The following is an 18,863-nucleotide window of genomic DNA, read 5'->3' on the forward strand; positions in this document are numbered from 1 at the left end:
CCATGTCCTTACTGCGCAAAACCGCACTGGCCGCGGTGGCCTGCTTTGCCACCGCCGGCGCCGCCGCCATGGAACAGGAGGCCTTTGACAAGGCTTTTGACGCCCTGCCGAAAAAAGGGGCCGAGGCGAAGCTGGAGGCCCTGCAGGACCTTCGCTATCAGTGGCTGATGGAGAGCTTTCCCAACTGGGCCACCTACCAGGGCTACCCCGGGGTCAATGACCGCTGGACGGATGTCTCTATCGAGGGCATCAAGCGCCGCCGCGAACAGACCCGCCGCCTGCTGGCCGCCAGCCGCCATATCGAGGCGGACAAACTGCCGGAAGCGCGCCAGCTGGATCACCAGTTGCTGTATCAGGACCTGCTCACGGAAGTAAAAGGTTTCCAGTTCCCGGAGCACCTGCTGCCGGTAACCCACATGTCCGGTATTCAGCGCAACGTCCCCGGTGTGCTGGCGGCCATGCCCAGAGACAACGCTGCAGATTATGACCAGCTCATCGTGCGCCTGGACGGCCTGCCGCGGTTGATTCAGCAGACGCGCACCCTGATGGAAGAGGGACTGGAACAGCAGATCACTCCGCCGCAGATCACCCTGCGGGACCTGCCGGCGCAGATTCGCGCCCTGATTCCCGCAGACCCGAATGAAAGCCCGCTGATGAAGGCTTTCGTGGAAATGCCGGAAACCATATCGGCGTCACAACAGAAGCGCCTGCGCAACCGCGCTTTCGCCCTGTATCACCGTGAGCTGGTACCCGCCTGGCGTGACCTGGCGGAGTTTGTCGAGCGCGAGTACATCCCCGGCGCACGGGTAAATACCGCCTTTACCAGCCTGCCGGACGGCACGCGCTGGTATGCCCACAAGGTGCGCGACAATACCACCACCGCCCTGAGCCCTGCGGAGATTCACCGGATTGGCCTCGAGGAAGTGAAGCGCATCCGCGGTGAGATGGACAAGATCATCGCCAAGACCGGTTTCGAGGGCGACTTTGCCGCCTTCACCGACTTCCTGCGCAATGATCCGCAGTTCTACCACAATAGCCGCGAAGACCTGATGCGCGACTACCGGGATATCGCCAAGCGCATCGACGGCGAGCTGCCCAAGCTGTTCCGCACGCTGCCGCGCCTGCCCTACGGTGTTAAGCGCATCCCCAGCTACTCGGAAAAATCCCAGACCACCGCCTACTACCAGCCGGGCTCCATGGAAGCCGGCCGCGCGGGCATCTTCTACGCCAACACCTACAACCTGGCGAGCCGCCCCAAGTGGGAGATGGAAGCACTGACCGTGCATGAAGCCATGCCCGGCCACCACCTGCAGATCGCCCTGGCCCAGGAAATCGAGGACGTGCACCCGCTGCGCCGCCTGAGCATGTACACCGGCTTTGTCGAGGGCTGGGGACTCTACTCGGAGAGCCTTGGCTACGACCTGGGCCTGTATACCGATCCCTACAGCGAGTTCGGCGCCCTGACCTATGACATGTGGCGCGCGGTGCGCCTGGTGGTGGATACCGGTATGCACCAGCTGGGCTGGAGCCGCGAGCAGGCCATTGAGTACTTCATGAATAACAGTGCCAAGCCACGCCACGACATCACCGTGGAGATCGACCGCTACCTGGTGTGGCCCGGCCAGGCACTCGCCTACAAGCTGGGCCAGCTGAAGATCAAGGACCTGCGTGCCACTGCCGAGGAGCAGCTGGGCAACAACTTTGATGTCCGCAGCTTCCACGACCACCTGCTGGGTGCCGGCGCGCTGCCGCTCAACGTGCTCGAAAGCCGTATGAATGACTGGATCGTGGCCCAGGGCGGCGAGACGGCCGCCACGCCCAGCGAGCCGGCCCAGGCGGGCGAAGTGACGCCCAGCAACTGATCCTTTCTCATCTTTTCACTGCGTAGGGCGAACCTTGTGTTCGCCCTTTTTCGTTTTGCAGCTTTCCCGATCGCCGGTAGAGCTATATCCCCGATGCGAAGGCGCTGAAGCCGATAGGTGTTTGCCAGACCTTATGAGGCAGGGATGCCGATTAGAGCGCACAGGGACGTGTGTACAGCGTGTCTGGCAAACACCTATCGGCATCAGTGCCGCCACTGCTCCCACTGACGAGCCCCACGACCCGGAGCCAATCAAAAAAGTGTAAGGCTTCGCCTCTACATCGACAGCAGCTGCCCCACCATCGCCCCCAGTTGCATATCACTCAACGTACCGAAATGGCTGAAGCGGATATTGCCGGCGCGATCCACCAGTACCGTGGAGGGTGTGCCCTGCAGCCCCAGTTTGGCCATGGTGACCGGCACCGGGCCATTTTCTGCGGGCTGGTCGATCGCGATGGGGAACTGCAGACGGAACTCCGCCGCATAGACGCGCAGGGCATCAGGGGTCATGACGCTGTGATGTTCGAACACGGTATGCAGACCGATCAGCTGAAAGTCATCGCCGGCGAAGCATTCCGCAACCGCCGCAGCCTGTGGCGTGGCCTGGCTGACACAGGCCGGGCACAGCATCTGGAAGGCGTGCAGCATCACCACGTTGCCCTGCAACGCCTGCATGGAGAGCGGAACGTCGACGTTGAGCCAGGCAGCGGCGGTAATTTCGGGAGCGGCTGGGAAGTTCATCGCAAAGTGGCCTCCCGCACTAACGGAATGATGCATTCATCCCAATCAGTTTAGGCGGCCACGTTTGCCCGCTGCCTGTCAATCCCCGCCCTGCTTGCGCGACCTGGCGTGCCCCTGCACCTCCCGATAGAACTGCCCCAGGGCGCGATCGTCCGCGCGCTGTTCGGCCAGGGTCCGCTGGTTGCGGGCGATCTCCCGCAGCAGTTTGCGCCAGTTATTCAGGCGCCGTTCGTCCAGCTCACCACGCTCGAGGGCGGCCTGCACCGCGCAGCCGGGCTCTGCGCCGTGGGCGCAATCACTGAAGCGACACTGCTGTGCAAGCGCATCGATATCATCAAATGCCGCGGCAACCCCCTCTTCCCCGCTGGCCAGACCCAGCTCCCGCATACCGGGACTATCCAGCAGGAGGCCACCACCGGGGAGCACATAGAGTGCGCGTTGGCGGGTGGTATGGCGGCCCTTGCTGTCGTCCTCGCGAATGGCAGCGGTCTGTGCCTGCTCGGTGCCGGAAAGGGTATTCAGGAGTGAGGACTTGCCCACCCCGGAAGAACCCAGCATGGCCACGGTCTCACCGGGGGCCAGCCACTGGCGCAGGGAGGCAACACTGTCAGCCTGCAAAGCATTGACCGCCAGCACCGGCAGGTCGCGCAGACCGTGCAGTGCATCCAGGTATTGCCCGGTGTCGCCACAGAGATCGGCTTTGGTCAGCACCAGGTAGGCGCGGCTGCCCGCCGCACGGGTCAGCGCCAGGTAGCGTTCGATCCGCGACAAATTGAAATCCTGGTTGCAGGACGCGACGATCAGCACGCTATCCACATTGGCGGCGATCAACTGTACCCGCTCCGCACCCGGCGCCATCCGCTTGAACAGGCTGCTGCGTTCCAACAGCCGTACAAAGCCGCCACTCTCTTTTTCCAGCAGCAACCAGTCCGCCACCGTGGGGCGCAACTCCGCTGCCGCCGCCAAATTGACACCGTCCAGGGAAAGGGATTTCTCCCCACCTTCACCGGCGACTTCGAGACGGTTGCGATGCACAGCCATGACCCGCACCGGCTCACAGTGCTCGTATTCATGCAGGCTCAGCTGCTGCTGAAAGAAAGGTTTCCAGCCCAGTTTGCCCAGGGGGGACTGCTCGTGCGCTTCCGGGGTGCGCCCGGAAACAGTTTTGCCGCGCCCGAAGGGGGAGCGGCGAGAAATCGAAGATCGACTCACGGTACTTAACCTCATTGCGCTCACAGCGCACTGGTTGCCACTGTCCTGCTGACAATGGCAGAGGATAAATAGGATATAAGGCTTCCGGAGAGGGGAAACCCGACGTCAGGAAAAAACCGTAATGCCGGGCTCAGACGCAGTTCAGCGGGGAACCCGGCGAAGGTTACACACAATCATTTGCTGTCCTCCGCTGGTAATAAATTCTGGGGAGAATGTACCACCACCTTCGATGGTGGACAATTCTTCAAAAAGCGAAAAGCCGGCAAAAGCCGGCTTTCGTTATCCGACCTCCGCGAGTGCATCACCTTTCTCGACTCGCGACGATCTGATGGGTTTGAGTGTAGACGCTGGGAGAAGTTCCGTACGAGCTTCACTCGATACTCAGCATCACTCAGGCAGATTGCGACGCCGTGACGTTTTTATAAAAAATTTGTGACACACCTCAAACCTTCTGTGTGCCCCCGGCAAATTCTCGTCTCCCTCCCCCGGGGGTGGGAGGCCCGGTCATCACCAGTCGGGTTTCAATGGGCCGATAGGGAGAAATACGCGGTACCCCAATACCCGAACAGCAATAACGATAACCCCGGATTCCTATTATGCGATTGATGAAAACCCCGCTGGCAGCCGGCCGCCTGCCCTTTGCCCTGGGCGCGCTGGTGCTTGCCTTTCACCAGAGTGGTCATGCCGCCGACACGCCAGATCCCTCTGCCGTCAACATCCCCGGCACACTCCAGAGCCAGATCGGCTGCCTTCATAACTGGCAGCCGGAGTGCGCCGCCAGCATGCTCAGCTACGACAGCAATGACGACAAGTGGCAGGGCAGTTTTTTCATCCCCGCCGGCTACTGGGAGTACAAGGCGGCCTTGAACGGCAGCTGGGAAGAGAATTACGGCCTCGGCGGCTGGCGAGACGGCGCCAACATCCCGCTCAACCTGGATACGGGCCGTGAAGTGAAATTTATCTACGATCACGAAACTCACTGGATCACGGACAACGTCAACGCCACCATCGCCACCGTTGCCGGCAATTTCCAGGACCAGCTGGGCTGCCCCGGCGTCTGGCAGCCGGACTGCCTGCAGAGCTGGATGCAGGACGCGGACGGCGACGGTATTTACACATTTATCACCCGCGGCCTGAAAGCCGGTAATTACGAGTTCAAGGTAGCGCTGGATGAGGGATGGAGCGAAAGCTACGGCAGCAATGGCGGGAACGCGTCGTTCACCGTGGCCAATGACAACGACGAAATCTATTTCGCCTTCGACAGCATCAGTAAACAGGTCACCGTCAGCGCCGATGGCATCCCGCGCGGCGACCTAACCCTGGACAAGGCCCACTGGGTCGATGGCGACACCTTTGCCTGGAATATTCGCCTGCTAGAGGGCGAGACCGTCAAACTGCATTACAGTGCCGAAGCCGAGCTGCAACTCACTCCTGACGGTGTCAGCGGTGATGGCGAGGTAGTGCTGCAGTATCGCGCTGACAATCTGCCGGAAGAAGCCGCAGAGAAATTCCGGCACCTGAGCGACTTCACCAGCTTCGAGCTGCCGGCGGAAGCGCCTTCAGCGGCTGAGCTCGCCACCCAACAGCTGGCGCTCGCGGTTTACTCCGCCGACGGCAAGGTGCGCGACGCGACAGGTATCCAGATGGCGGGTGCACTGGATGACCGATTCTCCTACGACGGTGCATTGGGGGCCAGCGTTGGCGACGCCGATGTGGGCTTCAAACTGTGGGCGCCCACGGCCCGTTCAGTAAAACTGCACTTGTTCAGCGAAGCCGGGCAGGAAACCGCTGACATGGTTGTACCCATGTCTCGCGACGATGCCACCGGCACCTGGTCTGCCAGCGTCGGCAAGGACTGGGACCGCAAGTTCTACCTGTACGAGGTGGAAGTCTATTCCTACTTCAGCCGACAGCTCGAAACCAATCTGGTGACCGACCCCTACTCAATGAGCCTGTCCATGAACAGCGGCAAGAGCCAGGTGGTCAATCTCGATGACGCCGACCTGAAACCCGCGGGCTGGCAGCAGGTGAAAAAGCCGGCGCTCGCCAGTGCGGAAGACATTTCCATTTATGAGTTGCACGTGCGCGACTTCAGCATCGAGGATGAAACCGTCCCCGAAGATGCCCGCGGTACCTTTGCCGCCTTTGGCGAGCGTGACAGCCTCGGTATGCAACACCTGGGCAGCCTGGCCCGCGCCGGCCTGACGCACGTACACCTGCTGCCGGCCTTCGACTTCGCCACCGTCAACGAGGACCGCAAAGCCCAGGCGGAGACACCGGACTTATCCGCGTTCGCATCAGACAGCACCGAGCAACAGGCGGCGGTCAACGCCATCCGCGATGCAGACGGCTTCAACTGGGGCTACGACCCGTTGCACTTCACTGTGCCGGAGGGCAGCTACAGCACCGACCCTGACGGCGTTGCGCGCATCCGCGAGTTCCGCGAGATGGTGCAGTCCCTGAGCCGATCCGGCCTGCGCGTGGTGATGGACGTGGTCTACAACCACACCAGCTCCTTCGGCCAGTACCAGAACTCGGTGCTCGACAAGATCGTGCCCGGCTATTACCACCGCCGCAATCTGGAAGGCGGCGTGGAAATGAGTAGCTGCTGTGCCAATACCGCCAGTGAGCACATCATGATGGAAAAACTCATGGTGGATTCCATGGTGACCTGGGCCAAAGCTTATAAGGTGGACGGCTTCCGCTTCGACCTGATGGGGCATCACAGCCGCGACAATATCCTCAACACTCGCGCAGCCCTGCAAACGCTCACGCTGGAAGAGGACGGTGTCGACGGCGACAGCCTCTACCTGTACGGCGAGGGCTGGAATTTCGGTGAGGTAGCCGACGACGCGCGCTTTGACCAGGCGCGCCAATCCAACATGGCCGGCACCGGTGTGGGTACCTTCAATGACCGCCTGCGGGACAGTGTGCGCGGCGGCAATCCGTTTGGCGGCTTCGAGGAACAGGGCTTCGGCACCGGCCTCTTCACTGACTCCAATGGTAAGTTCGGAGGCTGGGATGAGCGCGGCACGCTGCTGACCCTGGCGGACAAGGTACGAGCCTCCCTGGCCGGCAACCTGCGCGACTATCCGTTGCAGGATTCCCTCGGCAACGTCATCACCGGCGAGCAGCTCATCTACAACGGCCAACCTACCGGCTACGTGGACGACCCGCAGGAATCCATCAACTACATCGCCGCCCACGACAACGAGACCCTGTTCGACGGCGTGCAGCTGAAAGCCAACAGCACGGCCTCGCTGAAAGAGCGGGTACGCATGCAGGTATTCAGCAATTCTCTGGTGCTGTTTGCGCAGGGCATTCCGTTTATTCACGCGGGCCAGGAATTTCTGCGCTCCAAGTCCATGGATCGCGACAGCTACAACTCCGGTGACTGGTTCAACGCGCTGGACTGGAGCTTCGAGAGCGGCAACTGGGGTGTGGGGTTGCCGGTCGCGGACAAAAACGAGGATAAGTGGCCACTGATGGCACCGCTGCTGGCGAACCCGGACATCGCGCCGCAGAAATCACACCGCCTGTGGACCAGCGCCATGTTCCGCGAGCACCTGGCAATCCGCAACAGCTCGCCGCTATTCCGCCTGCCCACAGGGATGGCCGTCATCGACCACGTCAGCTTCCTGAATACCGGACCGGAACAGATACCGGGGCTGATTGCCATGCAGCTGGACGACGCGGTGGGCACGTACGATGACAAGCATCGTCGCATTCTGGTCCTGTTTAACGGCGACGACGACCTGGTGGAATTCAGCCATGATGCCGTGGCCGGTCTAGCCTATCGCCTGCACCCGCTGCAACAGGACAGCGCTGATCCACGACTGGCTAATGTGGCCCTCGATAGCGAAACCGGCACCTTCTCCCTGCCGGGCCGCACCACGGCGGTGTTCGTACTGGGACGCAACCAGCGGGTGGAAAAGCTGCTGGCTGAGTAAACACTTCTCCCTGATGAGGAGGTATGGAGGGCGGCCCAGTGGCCGCCCTTTCTTATTATCGAAGCGCGAGTTTTGCTGTGAAGGCAGAGTGGCGGGGCAAGATTTTCGAAACCGTCGGCGACAGGGACGTCGTCGATGGAGCGTGCAGGGATGCATTCACAGCGTTTTCGAAAGTCTTGCCCCGGTGCTCTGCCGCCACCACACCGGTTCACAGCCAACCAACAAAAAAGGACGGCCATTGCCGTCCTTTTCTCTTACCCATCAAGACGCGAAGGCCTTACTCTTTCTTGCCGGCCTCGTCCTCATCCTCAAACAGGTGCCCCAGCTTGCCCTTCTTGGTGGACAGGTATTTCACATTGTGGGGATTGCGCCCGGTTTCGTGGGGCAGACGCTCGGTAACCTCGATACCCAGTTCCTCCAGCGCCTTCACCTTGCGCGGGTTGTTGGTCATCAGGCGGATGGATTTTGCCCCCAGATGCTTGAGCATTTCTCTCAGAATCGAGTAATCGCGCATGTCGGCACCGAAGCCCAGCTGCTCGTTGGCCTCGACGGTATCCGCACCACAATCCTGCAGGTGATAGGCGCGGATCTTGTTCAGCAAACCGATACCGCGGCCCTCCTGGCGCAGATAGAAAATCGCCCCGCGCCCCTCCATGGCAATGCGATGCATGGCGTGCTGTAACTGCGCACCGCAGTCACAGCGCAGTGAGAACAGCGCATCCCCGGTCAGGCACTCGGAGTGAATACGGGCCAGCAGTGGCTCGTCCGTATCCATGTCTCCCATAGTCAGGACGACGTGCTCCTTGCCGGTTTCTGTCTCCTCAAAACCGTGCATTTCGAACATGCCCCAGGGCGTGGGCAGTTTCGAGGATTCCACGAAACGTATGGTCAAATTCTTACCTCATTCACTCACTGGCGGCGCCGCAAAACTGCGCCAAGTTATTCAGTTGCGGGCGCGGAGAATCAGCACACCGCGCTGCTGCTGCATCTCCACCCGGCTAAGGAAGCTGTTACCCAGCAGGGTGATCTCCGGGAAGTCGCCGCCGTGCACTGTTGCGTCCACGTTATGCAATTTGATTCCCCCGATCGTTACACTGTCGAGGGTCAGGCGATATGCCCTGGCGATACCGCTGGCGGTGGAAACCCGGATCGGTTTCGCCCGCTCCAGGTTGAGCCCGAGCCGACGCGCCGTCGGATAGTTAAACGCGATACTGGTGGCTCCGGTATCCACCATCATATTGACCCTGCGCCCGTTGACCCAGGCACTGGTACTGTAATGACCACGGCTGTCGGGCATCAGGCGTACTTCCGCTCGCGAGGCTTCCGCATAGCGTGCCGCCACCGGTGCGTCGAGGGTCAGCTTCTGTTGGCGACCACCGACGCGAACCACGGCAAAGCCGGCATTAGCCTCCACCAGCTTTACCCCCTCGGGCGAGGTCTGCCCCGATTTGAGCAGTCGCTGCTGGCCGTCCACCTCAAGCATCGCACTGGTGCCAAACAGGGCCTTCAGTTGCACTTCCTGGGCCGCTGCAAGGGAAGCGAACAGCAGGGAAAACAATAGAAAAGCAAGTTTATGCATCGGTCTTTCCTAACCAATGAACCACGCGGTGAGCTGCAGGACCAGCGCCGCATAACCGGCCGCCAGTATATCGTCCAGCATGATTCCCACACCACCGTGCACCCGGCGGTCTACCCAGCCGATGGGCTGGGGTTTGGCAATATCAAAAATCCTGAACAACACGAAGCCATATAGTGCCCAGCCCCAACCTGCGGGCGCCATAAACATGGTGAGCCAGTAGCCCACCATTTCGTCCCAGACGATACCACCGTGGTCGTGCACGCCCATTCGGCGCGATGCCGCACCACAGAGGTAACAACCCAGGATGCCCGTGACGACCACTACGCTCAGATACAGGGCCGGCGACAAATGCTGCAGGGGCCACCAGAGGGGAATTGCAGCCAGGGTGCCGAAGGTACCCGGGGCTTTTGGCGAAAGACCCGAGCCGAAACCGAACGCCAGCAGCATGGTGGGGCTGCGCAGCAGCTGGGAAAAGGTTGGCTGATTCATGGAGATTTGCTGTTCCGTTTCCGCAGTGCGCCCACGGCGCAGGACCAATGCTTCAAAAATGCTGGTAGCCAGACTCTTTGGGCGACCAACTTTGCCCACGCCAGCGCGTCAGCACTTGCGGCTCGCCGGCGGCGTCCACCAGAGTCCCGATACGCACGGCGCCACTGTTCAGCTGTTCCAGCTCCGGCACCTGTGCTGCAGGCACGGTGAAACAGAGCTGGTAATCGTCGCCACCGGTGGCGGCCAGTTCCCGCGCGGACTCTCCGGCCAGCTCCCGCGCCAGCGCCGCCACCGGCAGCGATTCGAGATCCACTGTTGCCGATACACCGCTGGCGCGGCAGATATGCCCCAGGTCGGCAAGCAGCCCATCCGAAATGTCGATGGCGGCAGTGGCCAGCGGCGCGATGGACTGTGCCAGCTGCAGCTGGGGTTCCGGCCAATAGAATGCCGCCTCCGCCGCCTGCTGCAATTCGGCATCCACTTTCCGCTTCCGCTCCACCACCGGCAATGCCGCCGCCGCGGCGCCCAGCGGTCCGGAGACGTACACTGCGTCACCGACACTGGCGCCATCGCGGCGCAGCGGTTTTGCTGCATGTCCGGTCACCTGCACGGTGATCGACAGGGGACCAGCTGTGGTGTCGCCGCCCACCAGGGAAATCCCGTACTCCCGCGCGGTTTCCAGTAGCCCGTGGGAAAAACCCCGCAGCCACTTCCGGTCTGCAGACGGCAACGTCAGTGCCAGCGTGAACCACAGCGGCGCGGCCCCCATTGCCGCCAGGTCACTCAGGTTGACCCGCAGCGAGCGGCTGGCAACTTTGGCTGCATCGGTACCCTCGGGAAAGTGACGGCCCGCCACCAGGGTATCCACACTGGTGGCGAGTACCGACCCTGCCGGCGGTTGCAGCAGGGCGCAGTCGTCACCGATACCCAGCAACACACTCTCGCCCGTGGGGGCGCCGGCAAAATAGTCACGGATAATGTCGAATTCACCGACGCCGGCCATGCTGGCTTACTGCTTGTCCGCCTTGACTTCGGCGGCGCGGAGATCCGCGGCAGTCTTGTCGAGGATACCGTTGATAAACTTGAATGCATCGGTGGGACCGAACTTCTTCGCCAGTGCCACCGCCTCGTTGATCACCACCTTGTAGGGGACGTCGATACGATTTTTCAGCTCGTAAGTGGACATGCGCAGCAGGGCCCGAGAGACCGGGTCCAGATCATCGATATTGCGATCCAGGTGCGGCTCGAATGCCCCCTCCACTTCGTCGAGATTTTTTGCCACGCCTTGGAACAGGTCGTGGAAGTAGTCCACGTCAGTTTTGCTCATATCGTTATCAGTGCGGAACTCCGCCTCAATCGCATTGAGGCTGGCACCGGCCATCTGCCATTGATAGAGCGCCTGCATGGCGTAATGGCGCGCCTTACGGCGCGCAGATGCGGTAACGGTCATAACCTTCTATATCCAGTAAAAGCCGTCTTCAGACGGTTTAGATCTTGCCCAGCAGGGAAACCATCTCCAGCGCGGTTTCCGCTGCTTCGCAGCCCTTGTTACCGGCCTTGGTGCCGGAGCGCTCGATGGCCTGCTCTATGGAGTCAACGGTCAGCACGCCGAAGGTGACCGGGATGCTGGCGTCCAGGGACACCTGGGCCAGACCCTTGGTGCATTCGCCCGCAACGTATTCGAAGTGCGGGGTACCGCCGCGAATCACTGCGCCGAGCGCGATGATGGCGTCGAACTTGCCGGAGGCTGCCAGCTTCTTGGCCGCCAGCGGAAACTCGAAGGCACCGGGAGCGTAGTAAATGGTGATGTCCTCGTCCTTGATGCCCTTGCGGCGCAGTGTGTCCAGGGCGCCGTCTTTCAGGCTCTCCACCACAAAGCTGTTCCAGCGGCTCACCAGCAGTGCGTACTTACCGCCGCAGTTAACGAAATCGCCTTCGATGGTTTGGATATTGCTCATGGTCTGTTTTCCATTTCTCAGCGGGCGGGTTCAATATCAACCCTGCCCGGCGCGGTTCCCGCGCGGGGCTCAGGCGTCCCCGGCGTTGATGATTTCTTCCACTTCCAGGTCGAAACCGGAGATGGCGTTGAACTTGAACGGGGCGCTCATCAGGCGCATTTTGCGCACCTTCAGGTCCCGCAGGATCTGGGAGCCGGTGCCCACCTGCTTGTAAACCAGGTCGGAACTGGGCCGCTGCTGCTTGCCGCTGATCAGCCAGTCGATACTCTCCTCGATCTCTTCGGTAGTCTCGTTGTGGCAGATCACTACCACGACTCCCTTGCCCTCTTCAGCCACCCGCTTCATGGCGCGACGGAAGGTCCAGGGCTCAAATTTTTCGTCCCCGCGACGGATGGTGAGGATGTCCTTCAGGGTGTTGGCCACGTGCACCCGCACCAGGGTCGGCTCTTCCGGGGTCGGCTCGCCGAGGACAAAGGCAAAGTGCCGCTCGCGGCGGGCCTTGTCGAGGTAGGTGCGCAGTTTGAACTCGCCGAACTCGGTGTGCACCTGGCGCTCGTTGGTGCACTCGACGGTCTTTTCGTTGAGGGCGCGATAGTTAATCAGGTCGGCGATAGTGCCGATCTTCAGGCTGTGCTTCTTGGCGAAGGTCTCGAGATCCGGGCGGCGCGCCATGGTGCCGTCCTCGTTCATGATCTCGACGATCACCGCCGAGGGCTCGAAGCCTGCCAGGCGGGAGAGGTCGCAACCGGCCTCGGTGTGGCCGGCGCGGCTGAGGACGCCGCCGGGCTGCGCCATGATCGGGAAGATATGGCCCGGCTGGACGATATCGCTGGGCTTGGCATTGCGGGCCACCGCGGCGCGCACGGTGCGGGCGCGATCGGCGGCGGAAATACCGGTGGTCACCCCTTCGGCGGCCTCGATGGACACGGTGAAATTGGTACTGAACTGGGCGCCGTTATCGCGGGACATCAGCGGCAGATCCAGCTGCTCGCAGCGCTCGCGGGTCATGGGCATACAGATCAGGCCGCGGGCGTGGGTGGCCATGAAGTTGATGTCTTCGGCGCGCACCTGTTCCGCCGCCATCACCAGGTCACCCTCGTTCTCGCGGTCTTCGTCATCCATCAGGATCACCATCTTGCCCTGGCGGATGTCGTCGATCAGTTCTTCAACCGTATTCAGTTCCATAAAACTCTCTAGTCTGTGATTTTCTGCCTGCAGTGCAGGCCTTGGCGGCTCTGCTACCGGAGCTTGCTTGCGGAACACGCCGTAGATCCATCCCTGGTGGCTTGTCGGCGAGGTCCCTCCCGCCGAGAGTCCCGCAAGCAAGCTCCGGCATCAGCGCCTTCGCATCACCTGCGAGTGTTCGTTCAGGGTTTGTAAAACCCGTGTTGTGCCAGAAACTCCACTGTCATCCCCTCGCTCTGGGGCTCGGCGGCCTTGTCGCCCAGAAGCAGCCGTTCAAGGTAACGGGCAATCAGATCCACTTCCAGGTTCACCCGGGTGCCGGCCTGATAGCCGCCCATGATGGTTTCCTGAAGGGTGTGCGGCACGATCGTCAGCTCGAACTCGGTGCCTTCCACCGCATTCACCGTCAGGCTGGTGCCATCGACGGTAATGGAGCCCTTGTGGGCAATGTATTTTGCCAGCTCATCCGGGGCCCGCAGACGGAAGCGCTCGGCGCGGGCTTCCCGCTTGCGCCATACCACCACGCCAATACCATCCACGTGGCCGCTGACGATGTGGCCGCCGAGACGGGTCTGGGGCGTCAGCGCCTTTTCCAGGTTGACCAGCCCCCCCTGCTTCCAGTCGCCGACCGTAGTCACCGCCAGGGTCTCGCCGGAGACGTCGGCCCAGTAGCCGTCCCCCGGCAGGTCCACCACGGTCAAGCAGACGCCGTTGGTGGCAATGCTGTCCCCGAGCTGGACATCGGACAGGTCGAGCTTGCCGCTCTTCACTCGCAGGCGCAGATCGCCGCCCTGGGGCTTGAGCTCGGTGATTTGGCCGACGGCCTCGATAATGCCGGTAAACATCGCGGGCACCTCTGGGTTATTCGGTTACGGTCGGGCGCTAGCGCTCGATATCCGTAGTGGCGGTAATCCGCCAGTCGTGCCCGACGGCACGCATATCTGTAATGGTAATCGGCAACACCGAGCCCATACGTTCGATCGGCAGTTCAAACAGGGGCCGGGCGGTGCTGCCGAGCAGTTTGGGCGCCATATAAACGATCATTTCATCCACATGGCCGCGGTAAAGGAATTCACCGGACAACGTGGCGCCGCTCTCCACGAGCACCTCGTTACACTGGCGCCGCGCCAGCTCCTGCAGCAAAGCCAGCAGGTCCACACGGCCGTCGGCACCGGCCGGCAGCTCGATGACTTCGGCGCCGGCCTTTTCCAGGCGCTCGCGCCGCCCGGCGTCAGCGCCCGGTGTCGTGACCACCAATGTGGGGGCATCGCCCTGCAATATAAAGGCCCGCGCGGGCGTGCGCAGGCGGCTGTCTACGATGACCCGCAGCGGTTGCACTTCTGCCGCGGATTCTGCCGCGAGCAGCTCCAGCGCCATCTCGTCTGCGCGTACATTCAGATTCGGATTGTCGAAGCGCACCGTCTCCACCCCGGTGACAATGGCACAACTGCGGGCCCGCAGCCGCTGCACATCGGCGCGCGCCGCCGGGCCGGTCACCCACTTGGACTCACCACTGGCCATGGCGGTGCGGCCGTCGAGACTCATGGCGGACTTGCTCCGTACCAGTGGCAGCCCCAGGGTCATGCGCTTGATAAAGCCCGGGTTCAGGGCCCGGCACTGCTCTTCCAGCAACGGGCCCTCGACTTCGATGCCCGCCTCTTTCAGCTTCTGCAGACCACTGCCGGAGACAGCCGGATTCGGATCTTCCATGCCGTACACTACCCGGGCGACCCCCGCCTGGATCAGCGCGTCGGCGCAGGGACCGGTCTTGCCGGTGTGCGAGCAGGGCTCCAGCGTGACATAGACAGTGGCGCCGCGGGCCCGGTCGCCGGCATCCGCCAGCGCCTCGATCTCCGCATGGGGCAGCCCGGCACGGCGGTGCCAGCCCTCGCCGAGGATGTTACCTGCGGCATCAGCAACCACGCTGCCGACGCGGGGGTTGGGCATGGTGGTAAAAAGACCGCGCTCGGCCAGCTGGATTGCACGGGCCATCAATTCCTGTGGGGAAAAGCTCATGGTGTCTCCGTGCGCTTCTTGGTGGTCAGGCGGTCGATCTCTTCCGCAAATTCACTGACATCCTCAAACCGACGATAGACGGAAGCAAAGCGCACGTACGCGACCTGGTCCAGCTCCCGCAACTGCTCCATCACCAGCTCGCCGACGGTGCGGGCCGGCAGCTCACGCTCACCGGTGGCCTGCAGGGCGTGCTTGATCTGGGCCACTGCGGACTCCACGCGCTCGGTGCTGACCGGGCGTTTCTCTACTGCCCGCTGGATACCGGCGCGGAGCTTGTCCTCGTTAAACGGCTCACGCTGGCCGTTTTCCTTGATGACGCGGGGTAGCAACAGTTCGGCGGTTTCGAAGGTGGTAAAACGCTCGTGGCAATCGAGACACTCGCGCCGCCGGCGCACCTGGTCGCCCTCGGCCACGAGGCGCGAATCGACCACCTTGGTTTCTTCTGCGCCGCAGAAAGGACAGTGCATGGGAGTTAGGCCCTTGGGGAAATGGGCCGCAGTTTACCATAGCCGGCGCCCGACAGGGCGCCGATAGATCGCGGGCAAAAGCCGTGATTACAGGTTTTCGCGCTCGATGATGCGCTGCCAGAGCCGGTGGCGCAGGGCCAGCACGCGGCTCTTGGTTGGCTTGGGGATCCAGGAGTTGGCGAGACTCTGCGAATCCGGGTAGACAACGGGATTGCGCAACAGCTCTGGATCCACCAACCCGCGGGCTTCCAGGTTGGCATTGGCAAACTGGGTCTCATTGGTGATTTTGGCGATCACCTCCGGGCGCAGCAGGTAGCTGAGGAACTGGTAGGCGTCACTCTTGTTAAGGGCGTTACTGGGTATCGCCAGCACATCGATCCAGAGCGGGAAGCCCTCGCGCGGGGTGATGTAGCGAATATCAAACGGCTGGCCCGCCTCCCGCGCCATCTCCTGCGCTTCGAGAATGTCACCGTTCCAGCCATGCACCATGCAGTGTTTGCCACTGGCCAGGTTTTCCACGTAATCACCGGAGTCAAAATCCGTCACATGCAAGCGCACCTTGGCCAGCAGGTTAGCCACCATGTACTGGTGCGCCATGCTCATGCTGTTCGGGTCTTTGTCGAGGAACTTGAGGCCCACATCAAAAATCTCTTCCGGCGAGCGCATCAGGGTTACGCCGCAGTGGTCGAGTAGTGCGAGGCGATCAGGATCGAAGAGCAGATCCCAGCTGTCCTCGGGCAGGCGGCCACCAAAGGCTTTCTGCACTGCCTGCACGTTGTAACCAATACCTACTGTGCCCCACAGGTAGGGGAAGGCGTATTTATTTTCTGGATCTGAATAATGCAGCCGCTGCATGAATGAAGGGTCGTTACGCCCCCAGCCCGTCAAGCGGTTGCGATCGAGCGGCTCCAGCAGGCCGGCACTGATATAGCTGGCGATGTTGTCAGAGCCCGGCACAATCACATCGAAACGCTTGCCCTCGTCGATCCACATCTGCTCGAGCTCTTCAATATCATCGAACTCGGTGTAGTGGACTTTGATCCCGGTCTCCGCCTCGAACTCTGCCAGTGTGTCCTCGGCGATATAGTAAGACCAGTTCGCAACATGCAGCTCCCTGGCGTCGACCTGCAGGGCAGCAGCCAGTGTCAGCAGAAGTGCGTACGTGAGCAATTTCAGCGCTTGCATGATGTCCTCCTGTTTGCGGGCCAGCAAAGATTTTTCAGCGGCACCGCAACCGACCTCGGGCGCTCCGGCCGGTCGTCCAGTCCGAGTGAAAACGCCACTCGGCAGAAAAGCCTGTGGCCCTCACCCAGGTGAGAGCCACAGTTTACATCGTTTTTATTCAGGAGCTGCCAGCCGACGCCGGCAACTCCTGCCTCTCCCACTTCGATTGCGGGAGGCTGGTCAACCCTGGTGAATCTCCTGGGCAGCACGCTCACCGGTGCTGATGGCACCGTCGATATAGCCGAACATTTCCAGTGCGGTGTGCTCACCACAGAAGTGGATGTTGCCTTCCTTCAGGCCAGCAGCGCCCCACCATTCGGTGTAGTCACCGAAGGTCTGGGTTGAGTAAGAGCCCTTGGACCAGGGGTTGGCAGCCCATTTGGACAGCATGGCCTTGCCGGTAAAGGCGGCGCTGGTACCCGGGAATACGTTGTCGACGATTCCAAAGAAGTGATTCAGGTCCTCGGAGGACGGCGCCGCAAACGGGGTGTCACCGCCGATCTGCTTGCCATAGTCACCACCAAAGAAGTTCACCAGGATACCGTCGGTGGAACCGGTGATGGAGGTGGAATCCCAGGTGTCGAACAGCTCCGGACGGCCCACATAAGTGACGCCATTCGGGGTGAACTGCTGACCGTTGATCACGCTCGGCTGGGTCCAGGGTCGGGTGGCGCCGTGGATGGCCAGCTTACCGTTGGAACCAAACGCCATACGCTCGATGGCCATGCGCTTCTGCGGGCGGAAACCGTTATAGATGCGCGGATCGATATCCACGTCTTTCAATACGGAGAACGGCATCGCCAGCACCAGGCGATCGCAATTGTATTCGTAACCGTCTTCGAAGCTCAGCTGGTAGGGGCCGTCCAGGTCACCCTTGATGGCCACCAGCTTGCGACCGGTTTCGATGGTGCCCTCCGGCAGCTCCTCGACCATACGGGTTACCAGCTGGTCGTTACCGCCGGCAATGCGGAAGCGCTCATCGGTGCCCGCCAGGGGCAGTGCGGTATTGATAGGGTTCCATGCCAGCAGGTAAATCAAGTTCAGCGCGGTGGTGTGCTCCGGCTGAATGCCGTACTCGGCAACGATGTCCGCCTGGAAAACCTGGCCCATATTGGAGTTGGCACCGATACCCACGTGATCCAGCCAGCTGTTTACATCGATGTAGTCCAGCTCGCGGTGGAAGGCGTTATTCCACTCGTATGTCGGTACCCACGGCGCATCCTGCTGGGCGCGTTTGAAGATCTTGTAGACCTCGCGCCACTCCTCATTGAGCTGGTGCTCGGTATAGCGCTGGCCATTCACGTAGTAGAGCTCGTTGCCACCAGGCACCGCGTTGCCGTTTACGTCTTCGACATCCAGGCCGAGATTGTTGGCCAGGTTGCGGGCGTAGCTGTGCTCGGTAGAGATCAGCTCACCACCGCGCTCAACCGGGCGGCCGAAGATACTGCGGTTGGTATTCACGCGGCCACCGAGGCGAGTATTGCCCTCGAAAACCTTGGAGGTGGCACGGTTGTACTGGTAAAGGCGGTGGGCACAGCGGATACCGGCAATACCGCCACCGATAATGGCCACACGCCCAGGATCAGTGGCGCCCCCGGCAATCGCCTGTGCAGGACGGGATACCGTGCTCGCAGCGCCTGCAGTACCCAGCACCGCCGCACCCAGGCCCAGCTGCTTGAGGAACTGGCGACGCCCCTCTTCCGAGGCATTCTTGCCAGCGAACTTGGTACCCTCGTTGATGATGTCGAGACTCTCGTCGGCGGAGATGCCGGTCTTGTCGGAGAGTTCTTCGGCAGCGCTCAGACGGCGCAGGAGCCCCGCGATGGAGGACTGGGACTTTCGGCTCTTCATTTTCTTCTTCCTAAAGCCAGTAAGTTTCCGACCCCCGAACCGCGGGGCCGCTGGTGAATCTGATCCTTAACGCTGAGCACAAGCTGCGCGTCCGGGAGGAATAGCTTCCCAACGCCTCTGCAGTCATCGCGATATCAGGCTTATTTTTTATTCAGATTAGAAATATGTTGCGCTAGATTCTACATAACTGCCCGAAAAAATCGAACAATGATTCGAAAAAGTTCACAAATTGAAAAATTCCTGAGAACAGAAAACTCGTCGCGGGACGGCGGATAGCCGGCGGAAAGGGAGGCAAGATGGGCAGGGAAGCTTTGAGCAGCGGAAAGGCGG

General features: G+C 61.4%; 16 protein-coding genes. 2 read left to right on the forward strand and 14 right to left on the reverse strand.

The window, feature by feature from the left end; genetic code table 11:
- Positions 1 to 2 precede the first annotated feature (2 nt).
- Positions 3 to 1,862, forward strand: coding sequence for a DUF885 domain-containing protein (locus tag AWR36_RS06605; protein WP_231745269.1), 1,860 nt, complete (start codon positions 3 to 5; stop codon positions 1,860 to 1,862).
- A 275-nt stretch (positions 1,863 to 2,137) separates the two neighbouring features.
- Here the strand turns inward: AWR36_RS06605 and AWR36_RS06610 are convergent, their stop codons facing one another.
- Both AWR36_RS06610 and rsgA read right to left on the reverse strand, forming a co-directional pair.
- A complete protein-coding gene (locus AWR36_RS06610) occupies positions 2,138 to 2,602 on the reverse strand; it encodes a TlpA disulfide reductase family protein (RefSeq protein ID WP_067082886.1) in 465 nt (154 codons plus the stop codon).
- 78 nt (positions 2,603 to 2,680) lie between these two features.
- Entirely contained in the window at positions 2,681 to 3,814 is a 1,134-nt protein-coding gene (rsgA, locus tag AWR36_RS06615) for a ribosome small subunit-dependent GTPase A (RefSeq protein WP_231745270.1), read from the reverse strand.
- Positions 3,815 to 4,410: 596 nt separating this feature from the next.
- Here rsgA and pulA point away from each other — a divergent pair.
- The gene (gene pulA, locus AWR36_RS06620) at positions 4,411 to 7,764 is read left to right on the forward strand and encodes a pullulanase-type alpha-1,6-glucosidase (protein ID WP_067082889.1); all 3,354 of its coding nucleotides are present in this window, start codon (positions 4,411 to 4,413) and stop codon (positions 7,762 to 7,764) included.
- 277 nt (positions 7,765 to 8,041) lie between these two features.
- On the opposite strand, the gene ribA is transcribed toward pulA, so the two are convergent.
- From ribA to AWR36_RS06680, 12 genes are all read right to left on the reverse strand, one after another.
- Positions 8,042 to 8,656, reverse strand: a complete 615-nt coding sequence (gene ribA / locus AWR36_RS06625; protein ID WP_082679449.1) for a GTP cyclohydrolase II — start codon at positions 8,654 to 8,656, stop codon at positions 8,042 to 8,044.
- Positions 8,657 to 8,707: 51 nt separating this feature from the next.
- Positions 8,708 to 9,343: a retropepsin-like aspartic protease family protein gene (locus AWR36_RS06630; RefSeq protein ID WP_067082894.1), complete on the reverse strand. Its 636-nt coding sequence runs from the start codon at positions 9,341 to 9,343 to the stop codon at positions 8,708 to 8,710.
- Between the two features lie 9 nt (positions 9,344 to 9,352).
- A complete protein-coding gene (locus tag AWR36_RS06635) occupies positions 9,353 to 9,832 on the reverse strand; it encodes a phosphatidylglycerophosphatase A family protein (protein WP_067082898.1) in 480 nt (159 codons plus the stop codon).
- Between the two features lie 52 nt (positions 9,833 to 9,884).
- Positions 9,885 to 10,835 (reverse strand): thiamine-phosphate kinase, encoded by a 951-nt coding sequence (gene thiL, locus AWR36_RS06640; RefSeq protein ID WP_067082901.1) that lies wholly within the window; start codon positions 10,833 to 10,835, stop codon positions 9,885 to 9,887.
- A 6-nt stretch (positions 10,836 to 10,841) separates the two neighbouring features.
- A complete protein-coding gene (gene nusB / locus AWR36_RS06645; protein WP_067082904.1) occupies positions 10,842 to 11,282 on the reverse strand; it encodes a transcription antitermination factor NusB in 441 nt (146 codons plus the stop codon).
- A gap of 37 nt (positions 11,283 to 11,319) precedes the next feature.
- On the reverse strand, positions 11,320 to 11,790 hold the full coding sequence (gene ribH, locus AWR36_RS06650; RefSeq protein WP_067082907.1) for a 6,7-dimethyl-8-ribityllumazine synthase: 471 nt from the start codon (positions 11,788 to 11,790) through the stop codon (positions 11,320 to 11,322).
- Between the two features lie 69 nt (positions 11,791 to 11,859).
- Positions 11,860 to 12,975: a bifunctional 3,4-dihydroxy-2-butanone-4-phosphate synthase/GTP cyclohydrolase II gene (gene ribBA, locus AWR36_RS06655; protein ID WP_067082910.1), complete on the reverse strand. Its 1,116-nt coding sequence runs from the start codon at positions 12,973 to 12,975 to the stop codon at positions 11,860 to 11,862.
- A 182-nt stretch (positions 12,976 to 13,157) separates the two neighbouring features.
- Positions 13,158 to 13,820 carry a riboflavin synthase gene (locus AWR36_RS06660; protein ID WP_067082913.1) on the reverse strand — a complete coding sequence of 221 codons (663 nt, stop codon included), beginning with the start codon at positions 13,818 to 13,820 and terminating at the stop codon, positions 13,158 to 13,160.
- 37 nt (positions 13,821 to 13,857) lie between these two features.
- Positions 13,858 to 14,991, reverse strand: a complete 1,134-nt coding sequence (gene ribD / locus AWR36_RS06665) for a bifunctional diaminohydroxyphosphoribosylaminopyrimidine deaminase/5-amino-6-(5-phosphoribosylamino)uracil reductase RibD (RefSeq protein WP_067082916.1) — start codon at positions 14,989 to 14,991, stop codon at positions 13,858 to 13,860.
- Complete coding sequence (nrdR, locus tag AWR36_RS06670) at positions 14,988 to 15,458, reverse strand: transcriptional regulator NrdR (RefSeq protein ID WP_067082919.1); 471 nt, start codon at positions 15,456 to 15,458, stop codon at positions 14,988 to 14,990. Before nrdR ends, ribD begins: the two co-directional genes overlap by 4 nt.
- Before the next feature lie 87 nt (positions 15,459 to 15,545).
- On the reverse strand, positions 15,546 to 16,643 hold the full coding sequence (locus AWR36_RS06675) for an extracellular solute-binding protein (RefSeq protein WP_067104598.1): 1,098 nt from the start codon (positions 16,641 to 16,643) through the stop codon (positions 15,546 to 15,548).
- 219 nt (positions 16,644 to 16,862) lie between these two features.
- Entirely contained in the window at positions 16,863 to 18,533 is a 1,671-nt protein-coding gene (locus AWR36_RS06680) for a flavin monoamine oxidase family protein (protein WP_067082925.1), read from the reverse strand.
- Positions 18,534 to 18,863 lie beyond the last annotated feature (330 nt).

Source organism: Microbulbifer flavimaris, assembly GCF_001641755.2.
Lineage (GTDB): Bacteria > Pseudomonadota > Gammaproteobacteria > Pseudomonadales > Cellvibrionaceae > Microbulbifer > Microbulbifer flavimaris.